The 20,677-nt window shown below is 63.3% G+C and carries 16 protein-coding genes, 2 tRNA genes and 1 pseudogene; 16 read left to right on the plus strand and 3 right to left on the minus strand.

Annotation, left to right across the window (positions count from 1 at the left end):
• Nucleotides 1–324 (minus strand): annotated as a pseudogene (locus VG320_RS20340) (tRNA (adenosine(37)-N6)-threonylcarbamoyltransferase complex transferase subunit TsaD); the annotation flags it as partial.
• 153 nt (nucleotides 325–477) lie between these two features.
• Here VG320_RS20340 and VG320_RS20345 point away from each other — a divergent pair.
• From VG320_RS20345 to VG320_RS20375, 7 genes are all read left to right on the plus strand, one after another.
• Nucleotides 478–1,701, plus strand: a complete 1,224-nt coding sequence (locus VG320_RS20345; RefSeq protein ID WP_327201871.1) for an NAD(P)/FAD-dependent oxidoreductase — start codon at nucleotides 478–480, stop codon at nucleotides 1,699–1,701.
• A 254-nt stretch (nucleotides 1,702–1,955) separates the two neighbouring features.
• On the plus strand, nucleotides 1,956–2,168 hold the full coding sequence (gene rpsU, locus VG320_RS20350) for a 30S ribosomal protein S21 (RefSeq protein ID WP_027819095.1): 213 nt from the start codon (nucleotides 1,956–1,958) through the stop codon (nucleotides 2,166–2,168).
• A gap of 268 nt (nucleotides 2,169–2,436) precedes the next feature.
• Nucleotides 2,437–2,883, plus strand: a complete 447-nt coding sequence (locus VG320_RS20355) for a GatB/YqeY domain-containing protein (RefSeq protein WP_327201872.1) — start codon at nucleotides 2,437–2,439, stop codon at nucleotides 2,881–2,883.
• A gap of 122 nt (nucleotides 2,884–3,005) precedes the next feature.
• Entirely contained in the window at nucleotides 3,006–4,901 is a 1,896-nt protein-coding gene (gene dnaG, locus VG320_RS20360) for a DNA primase (protein WP_327201873.1), read from the plus strand.
• 173 nt (nucleotides 4,902–5,074) lie between these two features.
• Nucleotides 5,075–7,486 carry an RNA polymerase sigma factor RpoD gene (gene rpoD, locus VG320_RS20365; protein ID WP_327201874.1) on the plus strand — a complete coding sequence of 804 codons (2,412 nt, stop codon included), beginning with the start codon at nucleotides 5,075–5,077 and terminating at the stop codon, nucleotides 7,484–7,486.
• A 172-nt stretch (nucleotides 7,487–7,658) separates the two neighbouring features.
• A tRNA-Ile gene (locus tag VG320_RS20370) sits at nucleotides 7,659–7,746 on the plus strand.
• Between the two features lie 198 nt (nucleotides 7,747–7,944).
• Nucleotides 7,945–8,021 (plus strand) — tRNA-Met (locus VG320_RS20375).
• 110 nt (nucleotides 8,022–8,131) lie between these two features.
• On the opposite strand, the gene VG320_RS20380 is transcribed toward VG320_RS20375, so the two are convergent.
• Nucleotides 8,132–9,229, minus strand: a complete 1,098-nt coding sequence (locus VG320_RS20380) for an AraC family transcriptional regulator (RefSeq protein WP_327201875.1) — start codon at nucleotides 9,227–9,229, stop codon at nucleotides 8,132–8,134.
• A 215-nt stretch (nucleotides 9,230–9,444) separates the two neighbouring features.
• Here VG320_RS20380 and VG320_RS20385 point away from each other — a divergent pair, with 215 nt between their 5' ends.
• From VG320_RS20385 to cdd, 9 genes are all read left to right on the plus strand, one after another.
• A complete protein-coding gene (locus VG320_RS20385; RefSeq protein ID WP_327201876.1) occupies nucleotides 9,445–10,779 on the plus strand; it encodes an APC family permease in 1,335 nt (444 codons plus the stop codon).
• A gap of 54 nt (nucleotides 10,780–10,833) precedes the next feature.
• Complete coding sequence (locus tag VG320_RS20390) at nucleotides 10,834–12,222, plus strand: aspartate aminotransferase family protein (RefSeq protein ID WP_327201877.1); 1,389 nt, start codon at nucleotides 10,834–10,836, stop codon at nucleotides 12,220–12,222.
• Nucleotides 12,223–12,234: 12 nt separating this feature from the next.
• Nucleotides 12,235–13,659: an aldehyde dehydrogenase family protein gene (locus VG320_RS20395; RefSeq protein ID WP_327201878.1), complete on the plus strand. Its 1,425-nt coding sequence runs from the start codon at nucleotides 12,235–12,237 to the stop codon at nucleotides 13,657–13,659.
• A 397-nt stretch (nucleotides 13,660–14,056) separates the two neighbouring features.
• Nucleotides 14,057–14,947: a nucleoside-specific channel-forming protein Tsx gene (locus VG320_RS20400; protein WP_327201879.1), complete on the plus strand. Its 891-nt coding sequence runs from the start codon at nucleotides 14,057–14,059 to the stop codon at nucleotides 14,945–14,947.
• A 44-nt stretch (nucleotides 14,948–14,991) separates the two neighbouring features.
• Nucleotides 14,992–16,266 (plus strand): NupC/NupG family nucleoside CNT transporter, encoded by a 1,275-nt coding sequence (locus tag VG320_RS20405; RefSeq protein WP_327201880.1) that lies wholly within the window; start codon nucleotides 14,992–14,994, stop codon nucleotides 16,264–16,266.
• Between the two features lie 12 nt (nucleotides 16,267–16,278).
• On the plus strand, nucleotides 16,279–17,064 hold the full coding sequence (deoC, locus tag VG320_RS20410; protein WP_327201881.1) for a deoxyribose-phosphate aldolase: 786 nt from the start codon (nucleotides 16,279–16,281) through the stop codon (nucleotides 17,062–17,064).
• 44 nt (nucleotides 17,065–17,108) lie between these two features.
• Nucleotides 17,109–18,428: a thymidine phosphorylase gene (gene deoA / locus VG320_RS20415; protein ID WP_327201882.1), complete on the plus strand. Its 1,320-nt coding sequence runs from the start codon at nucleotides 17,109–17,111 to the stop codon at nucleotides 18,426–18,428.
• A 15-nt stretch (nucleotides 18,429–18,443) separates the two neighbouring features.
• Nucleotides 18,444–19,667, plus strand: a complete 1,224-nt coding sequence (locus VG320_RS20420) for a phosphopentomutase (protein WP_327201883.1) — start codon at nucleotides 18,444–18,446, stop codon at nucleotides 19,665–19,667.
• 25 nt (nucleotides 19,668–19,692) lie between these two features.
• The gene (gene cdd, locus VG320_RS20425) at nucleotides 19,693–20,094 is read left to right on the plus strand and encodes a cytidine deaminase (RefSeq protein ID WP_414696080.1); all 402 of its coding nucleotides are present in this window, start codon (nucleotides 19,693–19,695) and stop codon (nucleotides 20,092–20,094) included.
• 39 nt (nucleotides 20,095–20,133) lie between these two features.
• Here cdd and VG320_RS20430 read toward each other — a convergent pair.
• The coding region (locus VG320_RS20430; protein ID WP_327201885.1) for a DeoR/GlpR transcriptional regulator at nucleotides 20,134–20,677 on the minus strand (544 nt) is incomplete at its 5' end.

Here is a 20,677-nt window from a genome sequence, read left to right on the forward strand (position 1 = left end):
GCCGACCGTCGGGCGGTTCCAGGCCATGGCGAGCGCGTTGGCGATGCTCGCGCCCACCAGCAGTGCGCCCGCGAGACCCGGGCCCTGGGTGAAGGCGATGGCGTCGATGTCGCTGCGTGCGGCGCCGCTTTTCGCGAGCACTTCTTCGAGTAGCGGCAGGGCGCGCCGGATATGGTCGCGCGAAGCCAGTTCGGGCACGACGCCGCCGTACTCGCGGTGCATGGCGATCTGCGAGTGCAGCGCGTGCGCGAGCAGGCCGCGCTCGCTGTCATAGAGCGCGAGGCCGGTTTCGTCGCAGGAGCTTTCGATGCCAAGAACGAGCATGGTGTGGCGTGCAACGGTGCTCGCTTAAGGCGCAAGCCCAAGCAAAAAACCGTCGCTAAATCAAAGTAAAAGGGAAGCCTGAAAGTATAGCAGCGCAGGTGAAACCCGGCTGAGGCCGACCGGCGCGCGGGCAGCACAGGTAAAATGCGCGCCATGGAATCTTTCGACATCGCCGTGATCGGCGCAGGAGCCGCCGGCATGATGAGCGCGGCGGTGGCGGGCCAGCGGGGCCGCCGGGTAGCGCTGATCGACCACGCACCGCGCCTCGCGGAAAAAATCCGCATTTCGGGCGGAGGCCGCTGCAATTTCACGAATCTGCACGCCAGCCCCGCCAATTACCTCTCGAATAACCCACATTTCTGCCGCTCGGCGCTCGCGCGCTACACGCCGCGTGACTTCATGGCGCTGCTGCGCCAGCACCGCGTGACCTGGCACGAGAAGCACAAGGGCCAGTTGTTCTGCGACCAGTCGAGTGAGGCGATCATCGACGTGCTGCGCTCGGAATGCGACGCCGGGCGCGTGGAGTGGCGTCGCCCGCTGCCGGTCGAGGACGTCGCGCACGCCGACGGCGCGGGCTTTACGCTCGGCACGCCGCAAGGGCAGATCCGCGCGAAGGCGCTCGTGATCGCCACGGGCGGTCTGTCGATTCCGAAGATCGGCGCGACGGATTTTGCCTATCGCGTGGCCAAGCAGTTCGGCCACAAGCTGATCGATATGCGGCCTGCGCTCGTGCCGCTGACCTTCGCGCAGCAGGAGTGGGAGCCGTATGTGCCGCTCTCGGGCGTGTCGCTCGACGTGCATGTGGCGACCGGCGAGCGCAAGACCGGCGGCGCGTTCGACGAAGACCTGCTGTTCACGCATCGCGGTCTTTCGGGCCCGGGCGTGCTGCAGATTTCGAGCTACTGGCAGTCTGGCCAGCCGATCCGCGTGAACCTGCTGCCCGATCGCGACGCCACCGAGGCGCTGATCGAAGCCAAAGGTACGACGAAACGCCAGATCGGCAATCTGCTGGCCGAGTGGGTGCCCGCGCGCCTCGCGCACGCGTGGCTGGAAACGCATGGCGTGGCGCTCGACGCGCGCCTGGCCGATCTGCCGGACAAGACGCTGCGCCGTATCGGCGAGGGCCTTTCGCAGTGGACCCTGACGCCGACCGGCACCGAAGGCTACAAGAAGGCCGAAGTGACGCGCGGCGGCGTGGATACGCGCGAATTGTCGTCGGCGACGATGATGAGCCAGCGCGTGCCGGGTCTTTACTTTATCGGCGAAGCGGTGGACGTGACGGGCTGGCTCGGCGGCTATAACTTCCAGTGGGCGTGGGCGTCCGGCGTAGCGGCGGGCGAGGCCGCGGCCGAATTCGCGGCTGCGGGCGGCGCCTGAGCGCTTCATCGGCTTCATCGTCTGCAGCAGAGCATGCATGCCGAGGCCGAACTCACGCTCGGCTTGGCGCAGCGCGTCGTGGAAATCACGCATCTGCCGCTGCTGCTGGTTGGCCCTGCTGACGCGTGAGAACCGGCTTTGTAGAGGCCGCCGCAGAGGCCGCCAGCATTCGGGTTTTCCTTCCAGCGGCCTCACGATGCCCAGACATGGATTTGTTATACTGGCTCCCTTTACCCCAGATCCGTTATTGGAAAATGACGACCATCCGCGTAAAAGAAAACGAACCCTTTGAAGTAGCCATGCGCCGCTTCAAGCGCACGATCGAAAAGAACGGCCTGCTGACCGAACTTCGTGCGCGTGAGTTTTACGAGAAGCCCACGGCTGAACGCAAACGCAAGAAGGCAGCGGCGGTAAAGCGCCACTTCAAGCGTATTCGCAGCCAGACGCTGCCAAAGAAGATGTACTGATTTCGGCGTTGCCGTGGTTTTTCCCGGGTTTTTGCTGGTTCACCCACAACCCGGAAATCCCGCAGCGACGCAAAACAGCCGGTTGTGCCAAGCGCCGCGCTGTCTCTCTGGTGTGGTCGCAACCAGTCGAACCCGCACCGACCCGCCTGGAAACGCTTCCAGGCGGGTTTTTGCATTCCTGCGATGCTTCTGTGCGAAGTTCTGCTTGAGCGGCCGCGCCGCCCGGTGAATCCGGGATTGTGCAACCCCAACGCATTTCAGGTGAGTGATGAGTCTCAAAGACCGGATCAACGACGACATGAAGGCCGCGATGCGCGCCCGCGAAACCGAGCGCCTCGCCACGATTCGTCTGCTGCTCGCCGCCATCAAGCAACGTGAAGTCGACGAGCGCGTGACGCTCGACGACGCTGCCGTCACGGCGGTCATCGACAAGATGATCAAGCAGCGCAAGGATTCGATCAGCCAGTTCGAAGCCGCATCGCGCGCCGATCTCGTCGAGAAGGAACAGGCCGAACTGGCCGTGCTGGCGACGTACATGCCCGAGCAGCTCTCGGACGCGGAAATCGCTGCGGAAGTGCAGGCAGCGGTGGCCGAGGTGGGCGCTGCGGGCCCGCAGGACATGGGCAAGGTCATGGGCGTGCTCAAGCCGAAGCTCGCCGGCCGCGCCGACATGACGGCCGTCTCGGGCCTCGTCAAGGCAGCACTCTCGAAGTAAGGGCCGCGCATGGCCCTTCGCGTGCCGCCGGGCCTTTCTGGACCCCGCGAACAGCGCGCAAGGGGCTTGCGGCGGGCGCGCGCCAGCGTGTCCGGCCCACCTGAAACGAGCGACCGAGCCCGATGATTCCGCATTCGTTCCTGCAGGATCTGCTTAACCGCGTCGATATCGTCGACGTGGTGGGCCGGTTCGTGCAGCTCAAGAAGGGCGGCGCGAACTTCATGGGCCTGTGCCCGTTCCACAACGAGAAGAGCCCCTCCTTTACCGTTAGTCCAACGAAGCAGTTCTATCACTGCTTCGGCTGCGGCGCGCACGGCACGGCGATCGGCTTCCTCATGGAGCACGCAGGCCTGTCGTTCCCCGAGGCCGTCAACGACCTGGCGCAGTCGGTTGGTTTGACTGTGCCGCAGGAACCGTCGCCCGTGCGCGGTGGCTACGGCGGCAGCCGCGGCAGCCAGGGTCAAGGAGAGGGTGGCTACGCGCCGGGTGTCTCGAAGGCCGTGTCCAACGCGCTGTCCGACGTGATGCAAACGGCCTGCGACTATTACCGCAAGCAGTTGCGCAGCGCGCCCAACGCGATCCAGTACCTCAAAAAACGCGGCCTGACCGGCGAAATCGCGGCCCGCTTCGGGCTGGGTTACTCGCCCGATGGGTGGCAGAACCTGGAAGACGCGTTTGCCGATTATCGCGACGACTCGCTGGTCGAATCCGGCCTCGTGATCGTCAGCGAAAAGCAGGATGCGCAAGGCCAGGCACGCCGCTACGACCGCTTCCGCGACCGCGTCATGTTCCCCATCCGCAATGTGAAGGGGCAGGTGATCGGCTTTGGCGGCCGCGTGCTCGACGGCGGCGAGCCCAAATATTTGAATTCCCCCGAAACGCCGCTATTTAACAAGGGTAGCGAACTGTACGGGCTGTTCGAGGCGCGTCTGGCGATCCGCGAACAGCATTACGTGCTGGTGGTGGAAGGGTATATGGACGTGGTGGCGCTTGCGCAGCTTGGCTTCCAGAACGCCGTGGCGACGCTGGGCACGGCCTGCACGCCGATTCACGTCCAGAAGTTGATGCGTCAGACCGATACGGTGATCTTCAGCTTCGACGGCGACTCGGCGGGCCGCCGCGCCGCGCGGCGCGCGCTGGACGCCTGCCTGCCGCACGCCGCGGACAACCGCACGATCCGCTTCCTGTTCCTGCCGGCCGAGCACGACCCGGACAGCTACGTTCGCGAATTCGGCACCGAGGCCTTCAAGGAACAGGTCGAGCGCGCCATGCCGCTGTCGCAGTTCATGTTGAACGAGGTGATGGCCGGCAAGGAGCTGGATCAGCCCGAAGGGCGCGCCCGCGCGCTGTTCGACGCCAAGCCGCTGTTGCAGGCGCTGCCGGCGAACGCGCTGCGCGCGCAGATCATGCACATGATCGCGGACCGTCTGGACGTGCCGTTCGAGGAAGTAGCGGGGCTTTGCGAAGTCGACGCGCGCATCGCCCAGGCGGCGCGCCAGGCACCGGCTCGCAAGGATCGGCATCTGGTCACGGGGATCGAGCGCAAGGCGCTGCGCAACCTGGTGATGCATCCCCGAATCGTGATGCAGCTGGATGAAGAGTCCGAACGGGCGCTCATTTCGTTCACCCGGCACGGCGAACTGTTCGAGGAAGTGGCCACACACGCCCGTGCGCTGGGCGATGCGGCCGAATTCCAGCTATTGTCGGACCTGCTGAGAAATGGGGCCAATGCCCCCACCTTCGAGGAGATTTTTCGGGAAATTCTGGACTATGATGAAAACGTTCGGGATTTGCTGATGAAAAACCCCGAAGATGGCGCTGTGCTGGAGGAGCGCCGCGAGCAGGAGCGGCTCGTGAGCGAAGAATTGACGGCGGCAATCCTGAAGATGCGTTTCGACGCCTGCAGCGAGCGCCTGGAAGTGCTTTCGCGGCAGTCGCGCCATACGCCCGAAGAACTGGCCGAATACGTTAAATTGAATCAGGCGCGGGCTGACATGAAGCGTCAGCTCGGGCTGTAGGAGGAGGATCGCGCTCGGGCAATAATTACCGTGCGTGCTAAAATCGAGGGTTTTCAGCGGTTTGTTTTTGTTGTTTTTGTTTTTTCCGGGCGGGCAGCTCAAGTATCACTCGGAGGTCGTTTCGCCGGGTGATGCCGAAAGGTGTCCAGTTTCCAGCAAGGGGCGGAATGGCAATGGCAAAGACTACAGGTGGAAAGAAGGCGGCAGGCGCCAGCTCGACGGAGCAGACCGATCAGGTCACACAGGCCACGCACGCAGCTTCCGCCCGTCCCCGCCGCAATGCGGCAACCGCCAGTCATGAAGTTCCCGCAGTCCCGAAGAAAACCCGGACTGTTTCGGCCGCGCGAGCGGCGCCCACGCGTGCGGCGAAAGCTGTCTCGCATCCGGCAACGAAGCGGTCCGGTGGTCCGAGTAGTGCAAGGCAAGTGCCTGCCGTTGCGGACGATGCGGCAGAGCGCGAGGCTCCAGTATCCACGGTTCAAGAGGCTGTTGTCCAACAGCCGCGAGTCGAGACTACAGCCGGTACGGCGAACTCCATGACGAAAAAGCTGAATGAAGTGTCCGTCGATGACGACGCAAACCAGAGCGAAGAAAGCACGCCCACCGCGGGCAAGGGTGAAAAAACCACCCGTGCGCGCGACCGGCGAGCGAAGGAGAAGGCGCTGCTGAAAGACGCGTTCGCCTCCTCGCAGCCCGGGACCGTCGAGGAACTCGAAGAGCGCCGCAACAAGCTGCGTGCGCTCATCAAGCTTGGCAAGGAGCGCGGCTACCTCACCTACGCCGAAATCAACGATCACCTTCCGGACAACTTCACCGAAACCGAGGCGATCGAAGGCATCATCAGCACGTTCAACGACATGGGCGTCGCCGTCTACGAACAGGCGCCCGATGCTGAAACGCTGCTGCTCAACGACAACGCCCCCAACGCCTCTTCCGACGACGAAGTCGAAGAAGAAGCGGAAGTGGCGCTCTCCACCGTCGATTCCGAATTCGGCCGCACGACCGACCCGGTGCGTATGTACATGCGCGAAATGGGTACGGTCGAACTGCTCACGCGCGAAGGCGAAATCGAAATCGCCAAGCGCATTGAAGACGGCCTGATGCACATGGTCATGGCGATCTCCGCCTGCCCGACCACTATCGCCGACATTCTCGCCATGGCCGAACGCGTCGCTAACGACGAGATTCGCGTGGATGAACTGGTCGATGGCCTGATCGATCCGAACGCCGAGGACACCGACGGCTTCAACGCCAAGGAAGCGGAAGAGATCGAGAACGAAGACGCGGACGCCGAAGAGGAAGAAGAGGAAGAGGGCGAAGAAGAGGAAGACGACGGCACGGCGCAGGCGACGGCCAACGCGGCGCAGCTCGAAGCCCTCAAGCGCGCCTCGCTCGAAAAGTTCGCGCTCATCAGCGAATGGTTCGACAAGATGCGCCGCGCGTTCGAAAAGGAAGGCTATAAGTCGAAGGCCTACCTGAAGGCGCAGGAAACGATCCAGACCGAACTCATGTCGATCCGCTTCACAGCGCGTACTGTCGAGCGTCTGTGCGACACGCTGCGCGCGCAGGTGGACGAAGTGCGCCAGGTCGAGCGTCAGATCCTGCACACGGTGGTGGACAAGTGCGGCATGCCGCGCTCGGAATTCATCACGCGCTTTCCCGGCAACGAAACCGATCTGGAATGGGCCGACAAGGTCGTGGCCGAAAGCCACGCATACAGCGCAATTCTCTCGCGCAACGTGCCGGCGATCCGCGAACAGCAGCAACGCCTGCTCGACCTGCAGGCGCGCGTGGTGCTGCCGCTCAAGGACCTCAAGGAAACCAATCGCCAGATGGCGGCCGGTGAATTGAAGGCGCGCCAGGCCAAGCGCGAAATGACCGAGGCCAATCTGCGTCTGGTGATTTCGATCGCCAAGAAGTACACCAATCGCGGCCTGCAGTTCCTCGATCTGATCCAGGAAGGCAATATCGGCCTGATGAAGGCGGTGGACAAGTTCGAATATCGTCGCGGCTACAAGTTCTCGACCTACGCGACGTGGTGGATCCGTCAGGCCATCACGCGCTCGATCGCGGACCAGGCGCGCACGATCCGCATTCCGGTTCATATGATCGAGACGATCAACAAGATGAACCGTATTTCGCGGCAGATTCTGCAGGAAACCGGCCTCGAGCCGGACCCGGCAACGCTTGCCGAGAAGATGGAAATGCCGGAGGACAAGATCCGCAAGATCATGAAGATCGCGAAGGAGCCGATCTCCATGGAAACGCCGATCGGCGACGACGACGATTCCCATCTGGGCGATTTCATCGAGGATAACAACACCGTGGCGCCCGCGGACGCTGCGCTACATGCCTCGATGCGCGATGTGGTGAAGGACGTGCTTGACTCGCTCACGCCGCGCGAGGCCAAGGTGCTGCGTATGCGCTTCGGCATCGAAATGAGCACCGATCACACGCTGGAAGAAGTGGGCAAGCAGTTTGATGTGACGCGCGAGCGGATTCGCCAGATCGAGGCGAAGGCGCTGCGCAAGCTGCGTCACCCGAGCCGTTCGGACAAGCTCAAGTCTTTCCTTGAAGGGAACTGATGGTGTTTGCGGTCCCGCTGGAGTGCCAGTCGGGGCGCATGTGGCGCAAGTAAATGCGTTTGATGGATGGCCAGGCAGGCCGAGTTTCGTGTAGTATGTCGGCCTGCCGTCGTAAAGCCCGGCTCTTGTTCAGACCGGGCTTTTTTGTTGACGCTTCCTCGTTTTGCTTCGTGGGCCGGACGCCGTGTTGGTTGCAGGCAGCGGACTCATAATCCGCCGGAGAAATCCCGTCGTCGGTTCGAACCCGACCCGGCCCACCACGAATCCTTCCGCAAAATCGCTTTTCGCGCGCGTGCTGTTGTCGTCGCTGCGTTTCATCGCGTAATTTCAAAGATTCGAGGCGGTCTCTTCGTCGTTTTTTTGCCGGTAAATAGATAGGAATCCTGCGTATGAGTTGCGCGAGGAAAATTTTCGGACTTTCGTTTGCCTTTATCGCCCCGTTCGCCTATAATCTTTTTCGCGGGGTGGAGCAGTCTGGCAGCTCGTCGGGCTCATAACCCGAAGGTCATAGGTTCAAATCCTATCCCCGCAACCAACATCAAAGCCCGCTCTGCGAAAGCAAGCGGGCTTTTCGTTTTGGTTCGCGATTAAAATGGCTTGTCGGTCGCGCTTTTCGTTCATTGCTTCGCATTGCGAAGTATTGGGTTATTCCGTGTAATTTTCATCATCCCCTCGCGGTGCACGTCCCGTCCACCGGCGGAACGCATGGCGAAAGCTACGCGGCTCGCTATAGCCCAGCCGTTCCGCAACGGCGGCAACCGTCAGCGCATCGTCATCAAGCAAAAGAACCGCTGCGCGATGCCGTACCTCATCGAGCAGCGCCTGAAACGACAGCCCATCCTTCTCCAGCCGCCTGCGCAGTGTCCGCTCGGTCATGTGCAGCGCGCTGGCCAGCGCCGTCATCGACTTGAAGCGCGTCAGGTCGCGTCCCATCAGTTCCTTTGCACGATCCGCGAAACGCGTGCCGATCGAAGCGGCCCATTCGCGTTCAAGGATTTCGCATTGACGATGCAGCGCATTGAAACTCACCTCGTTCGCCAGACGCGGCGTCTCCAGGCCGCTCACATCGGTAAATACGAGCACGTCTTCGCTGGCATTGAAACGCACGCTGCAACCGTAGTGGTGAGCGTAGTCGGCAGCGTGACGCGGCGTGCGGCGCGCCAGTTGAACCTCCGCGGGCCACACCGGGCGGCCGACCAGATCGGAAACAATCAAACGCAGGCTCGAAAGGCACATATCTGCCTGATAGGTCTCGATGTCGGGCTCGCCGTTGTAGCGGCCGATCGACACCGTCATGCCGCCTGACGTCGCCCGGGCGCGCACGTCGAAATAGAGCCCCATGAACAAGGGAAACTGGCTCATGCAACTGAACGCCTGCATCACCGAGCCGCTAATCAGCATCGCATAGCCCGCAAGCCCCAGCGTCGATACATGCAGCCGCCCGCCGATCGCAAGCCCAATCGAAGGGCTTTCGCTATGACGTAGAAGGTTGCGGAAGCAACGTTGTTCCTGATTGCGATTCACATGAATCGTAGGTGAAGCGACCTCGCGCGCTTCCAGCCCGGTGCCTTCGAGCAAGGCGATATCGTCGATATGGCGCACGCGGCATTCGTCCAGCGCGGCGGCGATCGCATGGACGGTCGCGGGAATATCTTCCTGGCGTCCGATTGGATCCTCCAGGCCGAGCGACGAACGCAGACGGCGTTCTGCTGTGCTCTGGCTGCGACGGGATTCGTCTTTCACGGGCATTCACCTGCATTTGGCATGCAGCAAACATAGCGGGAATACGTGTCGTGCGCCAGTGTGGAAGTGCTATGGCGGCCCTGCCGGTGCGGTATTTTCGTTCACGTCGCCGCGAGTATGTCCGAAAATATCCCCCTATAACGTCCTCTTTTCTCATTCGTTGCCGACTTTTTGTCGTACCACACTCTCTCCTGAGCAACGACAGGAGACGAGCCGTGCAAGAAGAAGTCGGGCATGCAACAAACCCTACGCGAACGCGTCGGCTGGGACTTTTCACGTTGGTGATCTTCGGCGTCGCTTACATGCTGCCGATGACGGTGTTCACCACCTATGGCCTCGTCAGCAGCCAGACGAACGGCCATCTCGCCGCCGCGTATGCGCTCACGCTGATTGCGATGCTGTTCACCGCGTGCAGCTACGGCCACATGGCGCGCCTCATGCCGAGCGCGGGCTCCGCCTACACGTTCGCGACACGCAACTTCGGCACATCGGCGGGTTTCATGGTTGGCTGGTCGCTGCTGCTGGATTACCTCTTCATTCCGATGATCAGCTACCTCGTGATCGGCGTGTATATGAAGCAGATTTTTCCGGCGGTGCCCGCGACCATCTGGGTGGTCGCGAGCATTGCCCTCGTCACGGGGTTGAATGTCTTTGGCATCAGGCTCGTGAGCCGCGTGAACCTGATTCTGATCGCAAGCCAGATGGTGTTCATCGCCGTGTTTCTGGTCGCGTCCTCGCGGTTTGCCGTCGCGCACGCCATGCCGGTGTCGTTTGCCTTGCCGCCTGGCGCCAACGCGAGCGCGATCTTCGCGGGTTCGGCGATTCTGTGCCTGTCGTTTCTGGGCTTCGACGCCGTGTCCACGCTTTCCGAGGAAACGCGTGACCCGCGCCGCACGGTGCCGCGTGCGATTCTCCTCTGCACGCTGGCGAGCGGCGTGCTGTTCTTCCTCGTGGCCTTTGTCGGGCAGGTGGTCTATCCGGACTGGCACACCTTCAAGGATCTCGATTCCGCGAGTCTCGAACTCATGCAGCGCGTGGGCGGCAACACGTTGTCCGCATTCTTCGTGGCCGTGTATGTGGCTGGCTGCTTTGCCAGCGCGATGGCCGGGCAGGCGAGCGTGACGCGCGTGCTGTTCGCCATGGGACGTGACCGCGTGTTGCCCGAGCGGGTTTTTGGCCACGTGCACGCGCGGCTGGGCACGCCGGTGCGCGCGACGCTCGTAGTCGGCGCACTGTCGTTTTCCGCGCTGTTCATCACGCTTGATCTGGCGTCCACGATGATCAGCTTCGGCGCACTCGTCGCCTTCGCGGGGGTAAATCTGTGCGTGATGCGCAGCTATCTCACGCGTCGCGAAAACCGTCATTTTGCGGGCTGGATCAAATACGGCGTGATGCCGTCGATTGGCTTCGCGATGAATGTGTGGCTCTGGTCGGGGCTGTCGCGGCAGACCTTTTACGTTGGCGTGAGCTGGCTCGTGGTGGGGCTATGCCAGCTTGTCTGGCTGACGCGCGGCTTCACGCGCCCGGCGCCGACGTTGACCATCACCTGAACACGTCTTTACTTGAACAGACACGTTGTTGAATTCACGAAGAGGAGCAAGGCTATGAGCGATAAGGATAACCAACAGAATCTGCAGGAACTGGGCAAGCGGCACCTGCTGATGCACTTCACGCACGCCGACGCATACGGTGACAAAGACCTGACGGTGTTCGAGCGCGGTGAGGGCTGTTGGCTCATCGACCAGACCGGAAAGCGCTATTTCGATGCGCTGGCGGGCCTGTATTGCGTGCAGGTGGGCTACAGCCACGGTGCCGAAATTGGCGATGCCGTGCGCGAGCAGATGGTGCGCCTGCCGTTCGCCACCAACTGGGGCAATGGCCACGAAAGCTCGATCCGTCTGGCGCACAAGCTCGCGACGCTTGCGCCCGAAGGGTTGAACCGCGTGTTCTTTACGTCGAGTGGGTCGGAGTCGAACGAATCGGCAATCAAGCTTGTGCGCCAGTATCACCAGGCGCGCGGCGAGCCGCAGCGGCGCAAATTCATCGCGCGCCGCGTGGCCTATCACGGCACGTCATTCGGTGCGCTCGCATTGAACGGCATGACGAATTTTCGTAAGCACTTCGAACCGCTGATGGCCGGTGTGCGTCACGTCAACAACACCAAGCGATATGGACGTCCGGTGGGCGAAACCGAAGCGCAGTTCACGCGCTTCCTGCTCGACGAAATCGAATCGCTGATCGTGCAGGAAGGCCCGGACACGGTCGCGGCTATCGTCGTCGAGCCGCTTCAGAATGCGGGCGGCAGCCTCACGCCGCCGGCGGGCTACGCGGCGGGCCTGCGCGAGATCTGCGATCGTCATGGCGTGCTGCTGGTTGCCGATGAAGTGATCTGCGGCTTCGGCCGTCTGGGCGAATATTTCGGGTCACGCCGCTATGGCCTGAAGCCGGACATTCTCACGTTCGCAAAGGGTATTGCGTCGGGTTATGTGCCGCTTGGCGGCGTGATCGCAAGCGATACGGTGGTGGACACCGTGCTCAAGGGGCCGCAGCAGATGTTCCTGCACGGCGCGACTTATGGCGGTCATCCGGTGGCGTGCACGGCTGCGCTGGCGAATCTGGCGATCATCGAGCGCGAGGGCGTGATCGACAATGTGCGCGAAAACGAGCGTCATTTCCGCGCGGCGCTCGATGCGCTGCTGGAACTGCCGTGTGTGGGCGACGTGCGCGGCGACGGTTATCACTACTCGCTCGAACTCGTGTCGGACAAGGAGGCGCGTCGCTGGACGGCGGCCATGAGCGCGCAGACTTTCGTTTCGACGGTGCTGGCTCCGGCGCTTTTCGATGCCGGTCTGCTGTGCCGCGCGGGCGTCGATCACGAGGGCACGCCCATCGTGCAGTTCTCGCCGCCGCTCGTGATGTCGCGCGACGAAATTACGTGGTTCGTCGCGCGGATCCGCGATATTCTCGTCGCCGCCTACGCGCGTGCGGTTTAAGTGGAGCGTGCAATGCGAATGACGCGACAAAGCTTTATCGCGGGCGAATGGCTCGATCCGGATCGCGCACAGGTGATCGACGTGATCAACCCGTCTAATGAGCGACCCTATGCACAACTGAATATTGGGACTGAAATCGACGTCGATCGCGCCGTGCGCGCCGCGAAGCAGGCGTTCGACACGTTTTCGCGCTGGAGCGTCGAGCAGCGCGTGGCGCTACTGGAGCGCGTGCTGGCGATCTACCAGCGCCGCTACGAAGAAGTGGCGCAGACCATCAGTCAGGAGATGGGCGCACCCATCGCATTTGCGCGCGCCATGCAGGCTGCGGTCGGCACGGCACATCTCGAACAGACGATCCGTGCGCTCAAGACGTTTGAGTTCAGCAAACAGACCGATTCAATGCTGGTCTCGCACGAGCCGATCGGCGTGTGCGCGCTGATCACGCCCTGGAACTGGCCGATCAACCAGATCGTCTGCAAGGTGGCGCCCGCGCTCGCCGCGGGCTGCACGATGGTGCTCAAGCCCAGCGAGGTCGCGCCATTCAGCGGCATTCTGTTCGCCGAGATACTCGACGAAGCGGGCGTGCCACCGGGGGTGTTCAATCTCGTGCACGGCTACGGGCATGTGGTGGGCGATGCGCTTTCGCGCCATCCTGATGTCGATATGGTGTCGTTCACGGGTTCGACTCGCGCGGGCATCGAGGTCGCCAAAGCCGCCGCCGATACCGTCAAGCGCGTGCATCAGGAACTGGGCAGCAAAAGCCCGAACCTCATCCTGCCCGATGCCGATATTGAGCATGCCGTCACGCTGGGCGCGCGGAGTTGCTTCAGCAACAGCGGGCAGTCCTGCAATGCGCCGACGCGCATGCTCGTGCATGCGGATCATCTGGCGATTGCGGAGCAGGCCGCGCGTGCGGAGGCGCAGCGCACGGTGGTCGGCGATCCGCGCGCTGCGCAGACGGGCATCGGGCCTGTGGTGAGCCGGGTGCAGTTCGATCGCATCCAGCATCTCATCGGCACGGGCATCGAGGAGGGCGCGACGCTTGTGGCGGGCGGCCTGGGCAGGCCGGAAGGATTGCGCGAGGGCTTCTATGTGCAGCCCACGGTGTTTTCGAACGTGCAAGCGCACATGACGATCGCGCGCGAGGAAATCTTCGGGCCGGTGCTATCCATCATGACGTACCGCACCGAAGAAGAAGCGATCGCACTCGCCAACGATTCGGTCTATGGGCTGGCGGGCTACGTGCAGTCGAAGGATCTGGAACACGCGCGTCGTGTCGCGGCGCGGCTGCGTGTCGGCAATGTCCATATCAACTATCCGGCGTGGAATCCGGCCGCGCCTTTTGGCGGCTTCAAGCGTTCAGGCAACGGCCGCGAATATGCGGAATATGGCCTGGTCGAGTACCTGGAAATCAAGGGCACCACGGGCTACGCGTAAGCGGGTTCGTTCGCCGCCGGGTCATGCCCGTGCGGCGGGCGGCGTCCTGGCCAATGAAGTAGCGCTCGCACTGACCTCAAGCGCCGTTCTGGCGCGCAACCCTCATCGTTTCCCCTTTCTCCTCCACGCGCCCCGGTTGTTCCGGGACTGCGCCAGCCCATCCTCCGCGCACCTTCCTCTGGGTTTTCCCTGACTCTTCCAGCACACGCATTTTTGGTAATGTTATAAACATAACAAATCGTGTTTCAATGATCTCATTCAATGAGATGTTCAGGACAAGATAAGGAAGCAGACCGTGGACCCAAGGAGGAGACCGTGGCGCACAGCACCGGAGACAGGATCGCAACGCCGTACCCGTCGAGCACGCGTTCTGGCCATATCGGCCGCCGCGCTCGCATTGAGCGCCGCGCAGCAGGCCCGCGCCGACACGCTGGCCGAAACCGGCGGCACGCCGCCTGAACTGAACACGCCGGTCTTGAGCAACACGGCCGCCGGGCAGCCGCAGTACCTGTCGGACTGGCTGCACCAGAGCCTCGGGGTGATCGGTTCGAAGGACATTCGCTTCGGACCGTACCGCACCAACGACGTGTATCTCGAGTACGAATATTTTGGCCGCAAGGGTCCGTTCGACCTGTACGGCTATGTCGACGTGCCGCGCGCCTTCGGCGTGGGCAACGGCTACGACACGGGCATCACCAACAAAGGCTCGCCGCTCTTCACGGAGCAGGAGCCGCGCGTTTCCATCGACGATCTGCTGGGCAAGCACCTGGGCTTCGGGCCGTTCAAGGAGTGGTACGCCGCGTTCGACTGGATCTACGACCAGGGGCATAACGTGTCAGGGCGCCAGAACACGCTCTACATGGGCCTGGGCACCGATATCGCCACGCCGCTGCCGGTCTATCTGTCCGCGAATCTCTACGTGCGCCGTCAGTGGGAAAACTACGGCGCGGCCAATGCGAATAGCTGGGACGGCTACCGCGCGCAGATGAAGATGGTTTATCCGATCGGCACGCTCAAGGGTGGCAACCTCACATTCGTGAGCTTTTTCAATTACGACTTCGGCTCGCGCCTCGCCGAAGAAACCGGCGGCAATACGCGCAGCGACACCGCGTTCGTCTCGACCAACGTATTGATTTACGAGTTCAAACACTGGCGCTTCTGGACCGCCGCGCGTTATTTCCACAACGGTGGTCAGTGGAATGGCAGCACGCTGAATTTTGGCAGTGGACCCTTCCAGAATCGCTCGACCGGCTGGGGCTATTACGCCAGCGTCGGGTATCGGTTTTAAAGCCAGGGTCTCGACCCAAAGCCCCCATTCCAAAAGGATTCGATATGGATATCCTGCGCAGTCTATGCGGCATTCTCGTGCTGCTGGTGTTTGGCTACTGTCTGTCGATGAACCGTAGCGCGGTGCGCCCGCGCACGGTGCTGGCGGCGCTCGCGACGCAGATCGTGATCGGCGCGCTCGTGCTGTTCGTGCCGATGGGCCGCCACGTACTGGCGCTCGTCGCCAGCGCCGTGAATGGCGTGCTCGAAATGGGCCAGCACGGGCTGGCGTTTCTGTTCGGCGGTCTGGTCGGCGACAAGATGTTCGCGCTGTTCGGCGCCGACGGTTTCGCGTTCGGCCTGCGCGTGCTGCCGATGATCATCTTCGTGACGTCGCTGATTGCCGTGCTGTACTACCTGGGCGTGATGAAGTGGATCATCGCGATCATCGGCACGGCGCTCTCCAAACTGCTGGGCGTGAGCCGCGCCGAAGGCTGCTCGGCGGTCGCGACCATCTTTCTTGGCCAGAGCGAGATGCCCGCGTTCGTGAAGCCGTTCGTGCGCCGGCTGTCCGGCCCGGAAATTTTCGCGGTGATGTCGAGCGGCATGGCGTCGGTGGCCGGTTCGGTGCTGGCCGGTTACGCGGGTCTGGGCGTGAAGATGGAGTATCTGCTCGCCGCCTCGTTCATGGCGATTCCGGGCGGTCTGCTGTTCGGCAAGATGCTGTGCCCGTCGGTGGAGGTCAGCCAGGTGGACATCGGCTCGCTCGAGTTCGACGAAAAGCGCGCCACCAGCGTGATCGAGGCGGGCGCCTCGGGCGCGAGCGTGGGCATGAAGATCGCGGTGAACGTCGGCACCATGCTGGTGGCTTTCATCGGCCTGATCGCGCTGCTCAATGCGGGCGTGGGCGTGGTGGCGGGCTGGCTCGGGTTTGCGCACGTCACGCTGCAATCCTTGCTGGGCACACTCTTCGCACCGCTCGCGTGGATGATCGGCGTCCCGTGGCAGGATTCGGTGGTGGCCGGCAATTTCATCGGCCAGAAGCTGATTCTCAACGAGTTTGTCGCGTACAGCGGGCTGTCGCCGTATCTGCAGGACAGCGCGCATGTGGTAGCGGCGGGGCTGCCGCTGCTTACGCCCAAGACCATCGCGATCGTCTCGTTCGCGCTGTGCGGTTTTGCCAATTTTTCGTCGATCGCGATCCTCACGGGCGGCTTCACCGCCGTAGCGCCCGAACTGCGCGGCGAGGTCGCGCGCTTCGGTCTGCGCGCGCTTGCCGCCGCCACGCTCTCGAATCTCATGAGCGCGACGATCGCCGGACTGTTTTTCTCTCTTTCCTGACGGGCTTTTTTCATGGACCAGGCACTGACACGCAACCAGCTCGCCGAGCGCGCATTGCAGGCGTTGCATCTCATCGATCTCACTTCGCTCAACGACGACGACACCGACGCGGCGATCGAAGCGCTGGCCGCATCGGCGGATACGCCCGTGGGGACGCCTGCCGCGCTGTGCGTGTTTCCGCGCTTCGTGGGCACGGCGCGCGCGGCGCTGGCGGCGAAGGGCCTCGCGCTGCCGATCGCGACCGTGACGAATTTCCCCGCTGGCGCGGCCGATCCGCAGGCGGCGGCGCGCGAAACCGCCGACGCCGTCGCGCTGGGCGCCGACGAAATCGACGTGGTGTTTCCGTACCGCGCGCTGCTCGCGGGTGACGCGCAGGTGGGGCGCGAGCTGGTCGCGCAATGCCGCGTGGCGGCGGGCGACAAGTGCCTCAAGGTGATTCTGGAAACCGGCGAGCTGCGCGATGCGGCGCTGATTCGCCACGCGAGCGAGATCGCCATCGAAGCGGGCGCGGACTTCATCAAGACCTCGACGGGCAAGGTTCCGGTCAACGCCACGCTGGACGCGGCGGCCGCCATGCTCGCCGCGATCCGCGAGGCGGGCCGCACGGTGGGCTTCAAGGCGGCAGGCGGCGTGCGCACGGCGCAGGAAGCCGCCGCGTATCTGGCGCTGGCGGAGCGCGAACTGGGGATCGGCTATACGGTGCCGGCGAAATTCCGCTTCGGCGCGTCGGGTCTGCTGGGCAGCCTGCTCGCGACGCTCGGCCACGGCAAGGACGCAAAGCGTCCGGGCGCTTATTGAATTATCGAACGCGTACTGATCGACCATCATTCGGAGAACAGATTATGTTTTTGCCACAGGAATTCGTGCGCAAGGTGCGCGACCGCCAACCGCTCGACAAACAGGAGATCGCGCAATTCGTCGAAGGCGTGACGAGCGGCCAGGTGACCGAAGGCCAGATCGCCGCCTTCGCGATGGCGGTCTACTTCAATGAATTGCCGATCGACGCGCGCGTGGCGCTCACGCTCGCGCAGCGCGATTCCGGCGACGTGCTCGACTGGCGCGCGCTCAACCTGAACGGCCCGGTCGTGGACAAGCACTCGACCGGCGGCGTCGGCGACCTGACTTCGCTGCTGCTCGGGCCGATGGTGGCCGCGTGCGGCGGCTACGTGCCGATGATCTCTGGGCGCGGCCTCGGCCACACGGGCGGCACGCTCGACAAGTTTGAATCGATTCCGGGCTACAACGTCGCGCCCGACACCGACACCTTCCGCCGCGTGGTGAAGGAGGTGGGCGTGGCGATCATCGGCCAGACCGCGCGTCTCGCGCCCGCCGACAAGCGCATCTATGCGGTGCGAGACGTCACGGCCACGGTCGAATCGGTCTCGATGATTACCGCCTCGATTCTTTCGAAGAAGCTCTCGGCGGGCCTCGACGGTCTGGCGATGGATGTGAAGGTGGGTTCGGGCGCCTTCATGCCGACCTACGAAAAGTCGGTCGAACTGGCGCGCAGCATCGTCGATGTGGGCAACGGCGCGGGTATGAAGACCACGGCCACGCTCACCGACATGAGCCAGTCGCTCGCGCCCTGCGCGGGCAATGCGCTGGAAGTGGCCTGCGCGATCGACTATCTGACCGGCAAGGCACGCCCGGCGCGTCTGCATGAAGTGACGATGGCGCTGGCCGCGCAGATGCTGCTGATCGGCAAGCTCGCGAAGGATGAAGCAGAGGCGCACGCGCGCCTGCTAGCGGTGCTCGAATCGGGCGCAGCGGCTGAGCGCTTCGCGCGCATGGTGAAGGCGCTGGGCGGCCCGGCGGATCTGCTGGAGCGCCCGCATGCGCATCTCGCGAAGGCGAATGTGATCGTGCCGGTGCCCGCGCCGCGCGCCGGCCAGGTAGCGCGCGTCGATGCGCGTGCGCTTGGCATCGCCGTGGTGGGCTTAGGCGGCGGGCGCATGAAGACGACCGACACGCTTGATTATTCGGTGGGTCTGTCCGGGCTGATCGAACTGGGCGCGCGCGTGGAAGAGGGCCAGCCGCTTGGCGTCGTGCACGCGCAGAACGAGGATGCCGCGAAGCGTGCCGTGAGCGAGGTGCAGCACGCCTACACGGTGGGCGATTCGGCGGCGGAATTGCCGCCGGTGATTCACGCCTTGCTCGATTGAGCGCGGGAGACCTGCATGCGCGCAATCGTACTGGTGCTGGACTCGCTAGGCATTGGCGCGGCGCCTGACGCCGCGCGCTTTAACGACACGGACTCGAATACCTTTGGCCATATCGCCCAGCGCTGCGCGCAAGGCGAATGCGATACCGCCGAACGCCGCGGTGCGCTCAAGGTGCCCAACCTCGAACGCCACGGCCTCGCCCTCGCAAGCCAACTGGCGACGGGCGAACTGCCCGACGGCATGACGGCGCAGCCCGCGCTGCTGGGCGCGTATGGCGCGGCCTGCGAAGTCTCGTCAGGCAAGGACACGCCTTCGGGGCACTGGGAACTGGCGGGCGTGCCGGTTCGCTTCGACTGGGGTTATTTTTCGCAACCCACGCAGACCTTTCCGCGCGAACTACTCGACACGCTGGTGCGCCGCGCGGGTCTGCCTGGTTACCTCGGCGATTGTCATGCCTCCGGCACGGAAATCATCACGGCGCTCGGCGAGGAACACATCGCGACTGGCAAGCCGATCTTCTACACCTCCGCCGATTCGGTGTTCCAGATCGCCTGTCACGAAGAGACGTTCGGGCTTGAGCGGCTCTACACGCTCTGCGAGATCGCGCGCGAGGAAGTCGATCGCTACAACATCTGCCGCGTGATCGCGCGGCCGTTCCTGGGTTCGAGCCGCGCCGATTTCAAACGCACGGGCAATCGTCGCGATCTGGCCGTGCCGCCGCCCGCGCCGACCGTGCTCGAAAAGCTCGCGCAGGCGGGCGGCGAAGTGATAGCCATCGGCAAGATTTCGGATATCTACGCGGGCGTGGGTGTGACGCAGAAGATCAAGGCCGACGGACTCGACGCCTTGTGGCGTGCGACGCTCGACGCCGTGCGCGAGGCGCCAGAGCAGAGCCTCGTGATGACGAATCTCGTCGACTTCGATCAGCTTTACGGGCATCGCCGCAACGTCGCGGGCTATGCGACGGAACTGGAGCGCTTCGACGCGCTGCTGCCGCAACTTTACCCGCAGATGCGCGAAGACGATGTGCTGATTCTCACCGCCGACCACGGCTGCGATCCCACCTGGCCCGGTTCCGATCACACGCGCGAACATGTACCGCTGCTCGCTTACGGCGCGCGCGTCGCGCCGGGGAGTCTGGGCGTGCGCGGCTCGTTCGCCGATCTCGGCCAGAGTCTCGCCAACTGGTATGGACTGGAACCCTTCGCGGATGGCGTCGCGTTTTTAAACCGCGCCTGAAGCGATGAAACTAAAGGACAAGGACATGGAAGCACAGACACTGATCGACGCCGCCAAAGCCGCCCGCGAAAAAGCGTATGCGCCGTATTCGCGCTTCAAGGTAGGCGCCGCATTGCGCACGAAGGACGGCAAGGTTTTTCACGGCTGCAACGTGGAAAACGCCTCGTATGGCTTGTGTAATTGCGCGGAACGCACGGCGTTGTTTTCGGCGATTGCGGCGGGTTATCGTCCGGGCGACTTCGCGACAATGGCCGTGGTCGCGCAAACCGATGGCCCGGTTGCGCCTTGCGGCGCCTGCCGCCAGGTGATGATCGAACTGGGATCGCCCGCGCTGGAAGTGATACTTGTGAATCTCAAGGGCGATGTGCGCGTGACGAGCGCGGACGCCTTGCTGCCCGAAGCGTTCTATCTAAAGCCTTCGGAATAAGGCCTTCCTCAAGTGCGGTGGCGCGTGCGCGCCGCTGCTTCAAACGGTGCGCTCGCGCAGCGTCTGGCCCTGCTCGGTGATGATCGAATCGAATTCGCCGATCTGCGCGAAGCGCGCCGCCTTCACCACGCCGAACTTGCTGCTGTCGATCACCAGATGCCGCTCCACGGCGCTGTGCATCGCGGCCTGCTTGATGGCCACTTCGTGAAAATTCCAGCAGGTCACGCCGCGCGTCTCGTCTACACCGCCCGCCGAAATAAACGCCTTGTTGATGCCCATGCGGCGAACGATATCGAGGGTTTCGTCGGCGGAAAACGAATCGGACGCGCTCACGTAAAGGCCGCCCAGCAGCATCATGCGCACATTCGGCTTGCGCCGCAGGATCTCCGCCACGTTCAGCGAATAGCACACCACGGTCACGTGCAGATCGGCGGGAATCAGCCGCGCGAGCGTGGTGAGGGTGGTGCCGCAATCGACGAATAGCGTGTCGTTATCGGCGATCAGTTTCGCGGCGATGGCGGAGGCTTCGGCCTTGGCCTGCGCGAAATGATCCTTTTCCTGTTCGAGCGAATAGCCCGCGCCG

The organism is Paraburkholderia sp., assembly GCF_035948235.1.
Lineage (GTDB): Bacteria > Pseudomonadota > Gammaproteobacteria > Burkholderiales > Burkholderiaceae > Paraburkholderia.

Excerpts from the sequence above, each read along its gene's own strand:
- VG320_RS20345 (WP_327201871.1), top strand. The coding sequence starts at position 478 with ATGGAATCTTTCGACATCGCCGTGATCGGCGCAGGAGCCGCCGGCATG.
- rpsU (WP_027819095.1), top strand. The coding sequence starts at position 1,956 with ATGACGACCATCCGCGTAAAAGAAAACGAACCCTTTGAAGTAGCCATG.
- VG320_RS20355 (WP_327201872.1), top strand. The coding sequence starts at position 2,437 with ATGAGTCTCAAAGACCGGATCAACGACGACATGAAGGCCGCGATGCGC.
- dnaG (WP_327201873.1), top strand. The coding sequence starts at position 3,006 with ATGATTCCGCATTCGTTCCTGCAGGATCTGCTTAACCGCGTCGATATC.
- rpoD (WP_327201874.1), top strand. The coding sequence starts at position 5,075 with ATGGCAAAGACTACAGGTGGAAAGAAGGCGGCAGGCGCCAGCTCGACG.
- VG320_RS20390 (WP_327201877.1), top strand. The coding sequence starts at position 10,834 with ATGAGCGATAAGGATAACCAACAGAATCTGCAGGAACTGGGCAAGCGG.
- VG320_RS20395 (WP_327201878.1), top strand. The coding sequence starts at position 12,235 with ATGCGAATGACGCGACAAAGCTTTATCGCGGGCGAATGGCTCGATCCG.
- VG320_RS20405 (WP_327201880.1), top strand. The coding sequence starts at position 14,992 with ATGGATATCCTGCGCAGTCTATGCGGCATTCTCGTGCTGCTGGTGTTT.
- deoC (WP_327201881.1), top strand. The coding sequence starts at position 16,279 with ATGGACCAGGCACTGACACGCAACCAGCTCGCCGAGCGCGCATTGCAG.
- deoA (WP_327201882.1), top strand. The coding sequence starts at position 17,109 with ATGTTTTTGCCACAGGAATTCGTGCGCAAGGTGCGCGACCGCCAACCG.
- VG320_RS20420 (WP_327201883.1), top strand. The coding sequence starts at position 18,444 with ATGCGCGCAATCGTACTGGTGCTGGACTCGCTAGGCATTGGCGCGGCG.
- cdd (WP_414696080.1), top strand. The coding sequence starts at position 19,693 with ATGGAAGCACAGACACTGATCGACGCCGCCAAAGCCGCCCGCGAAAAA.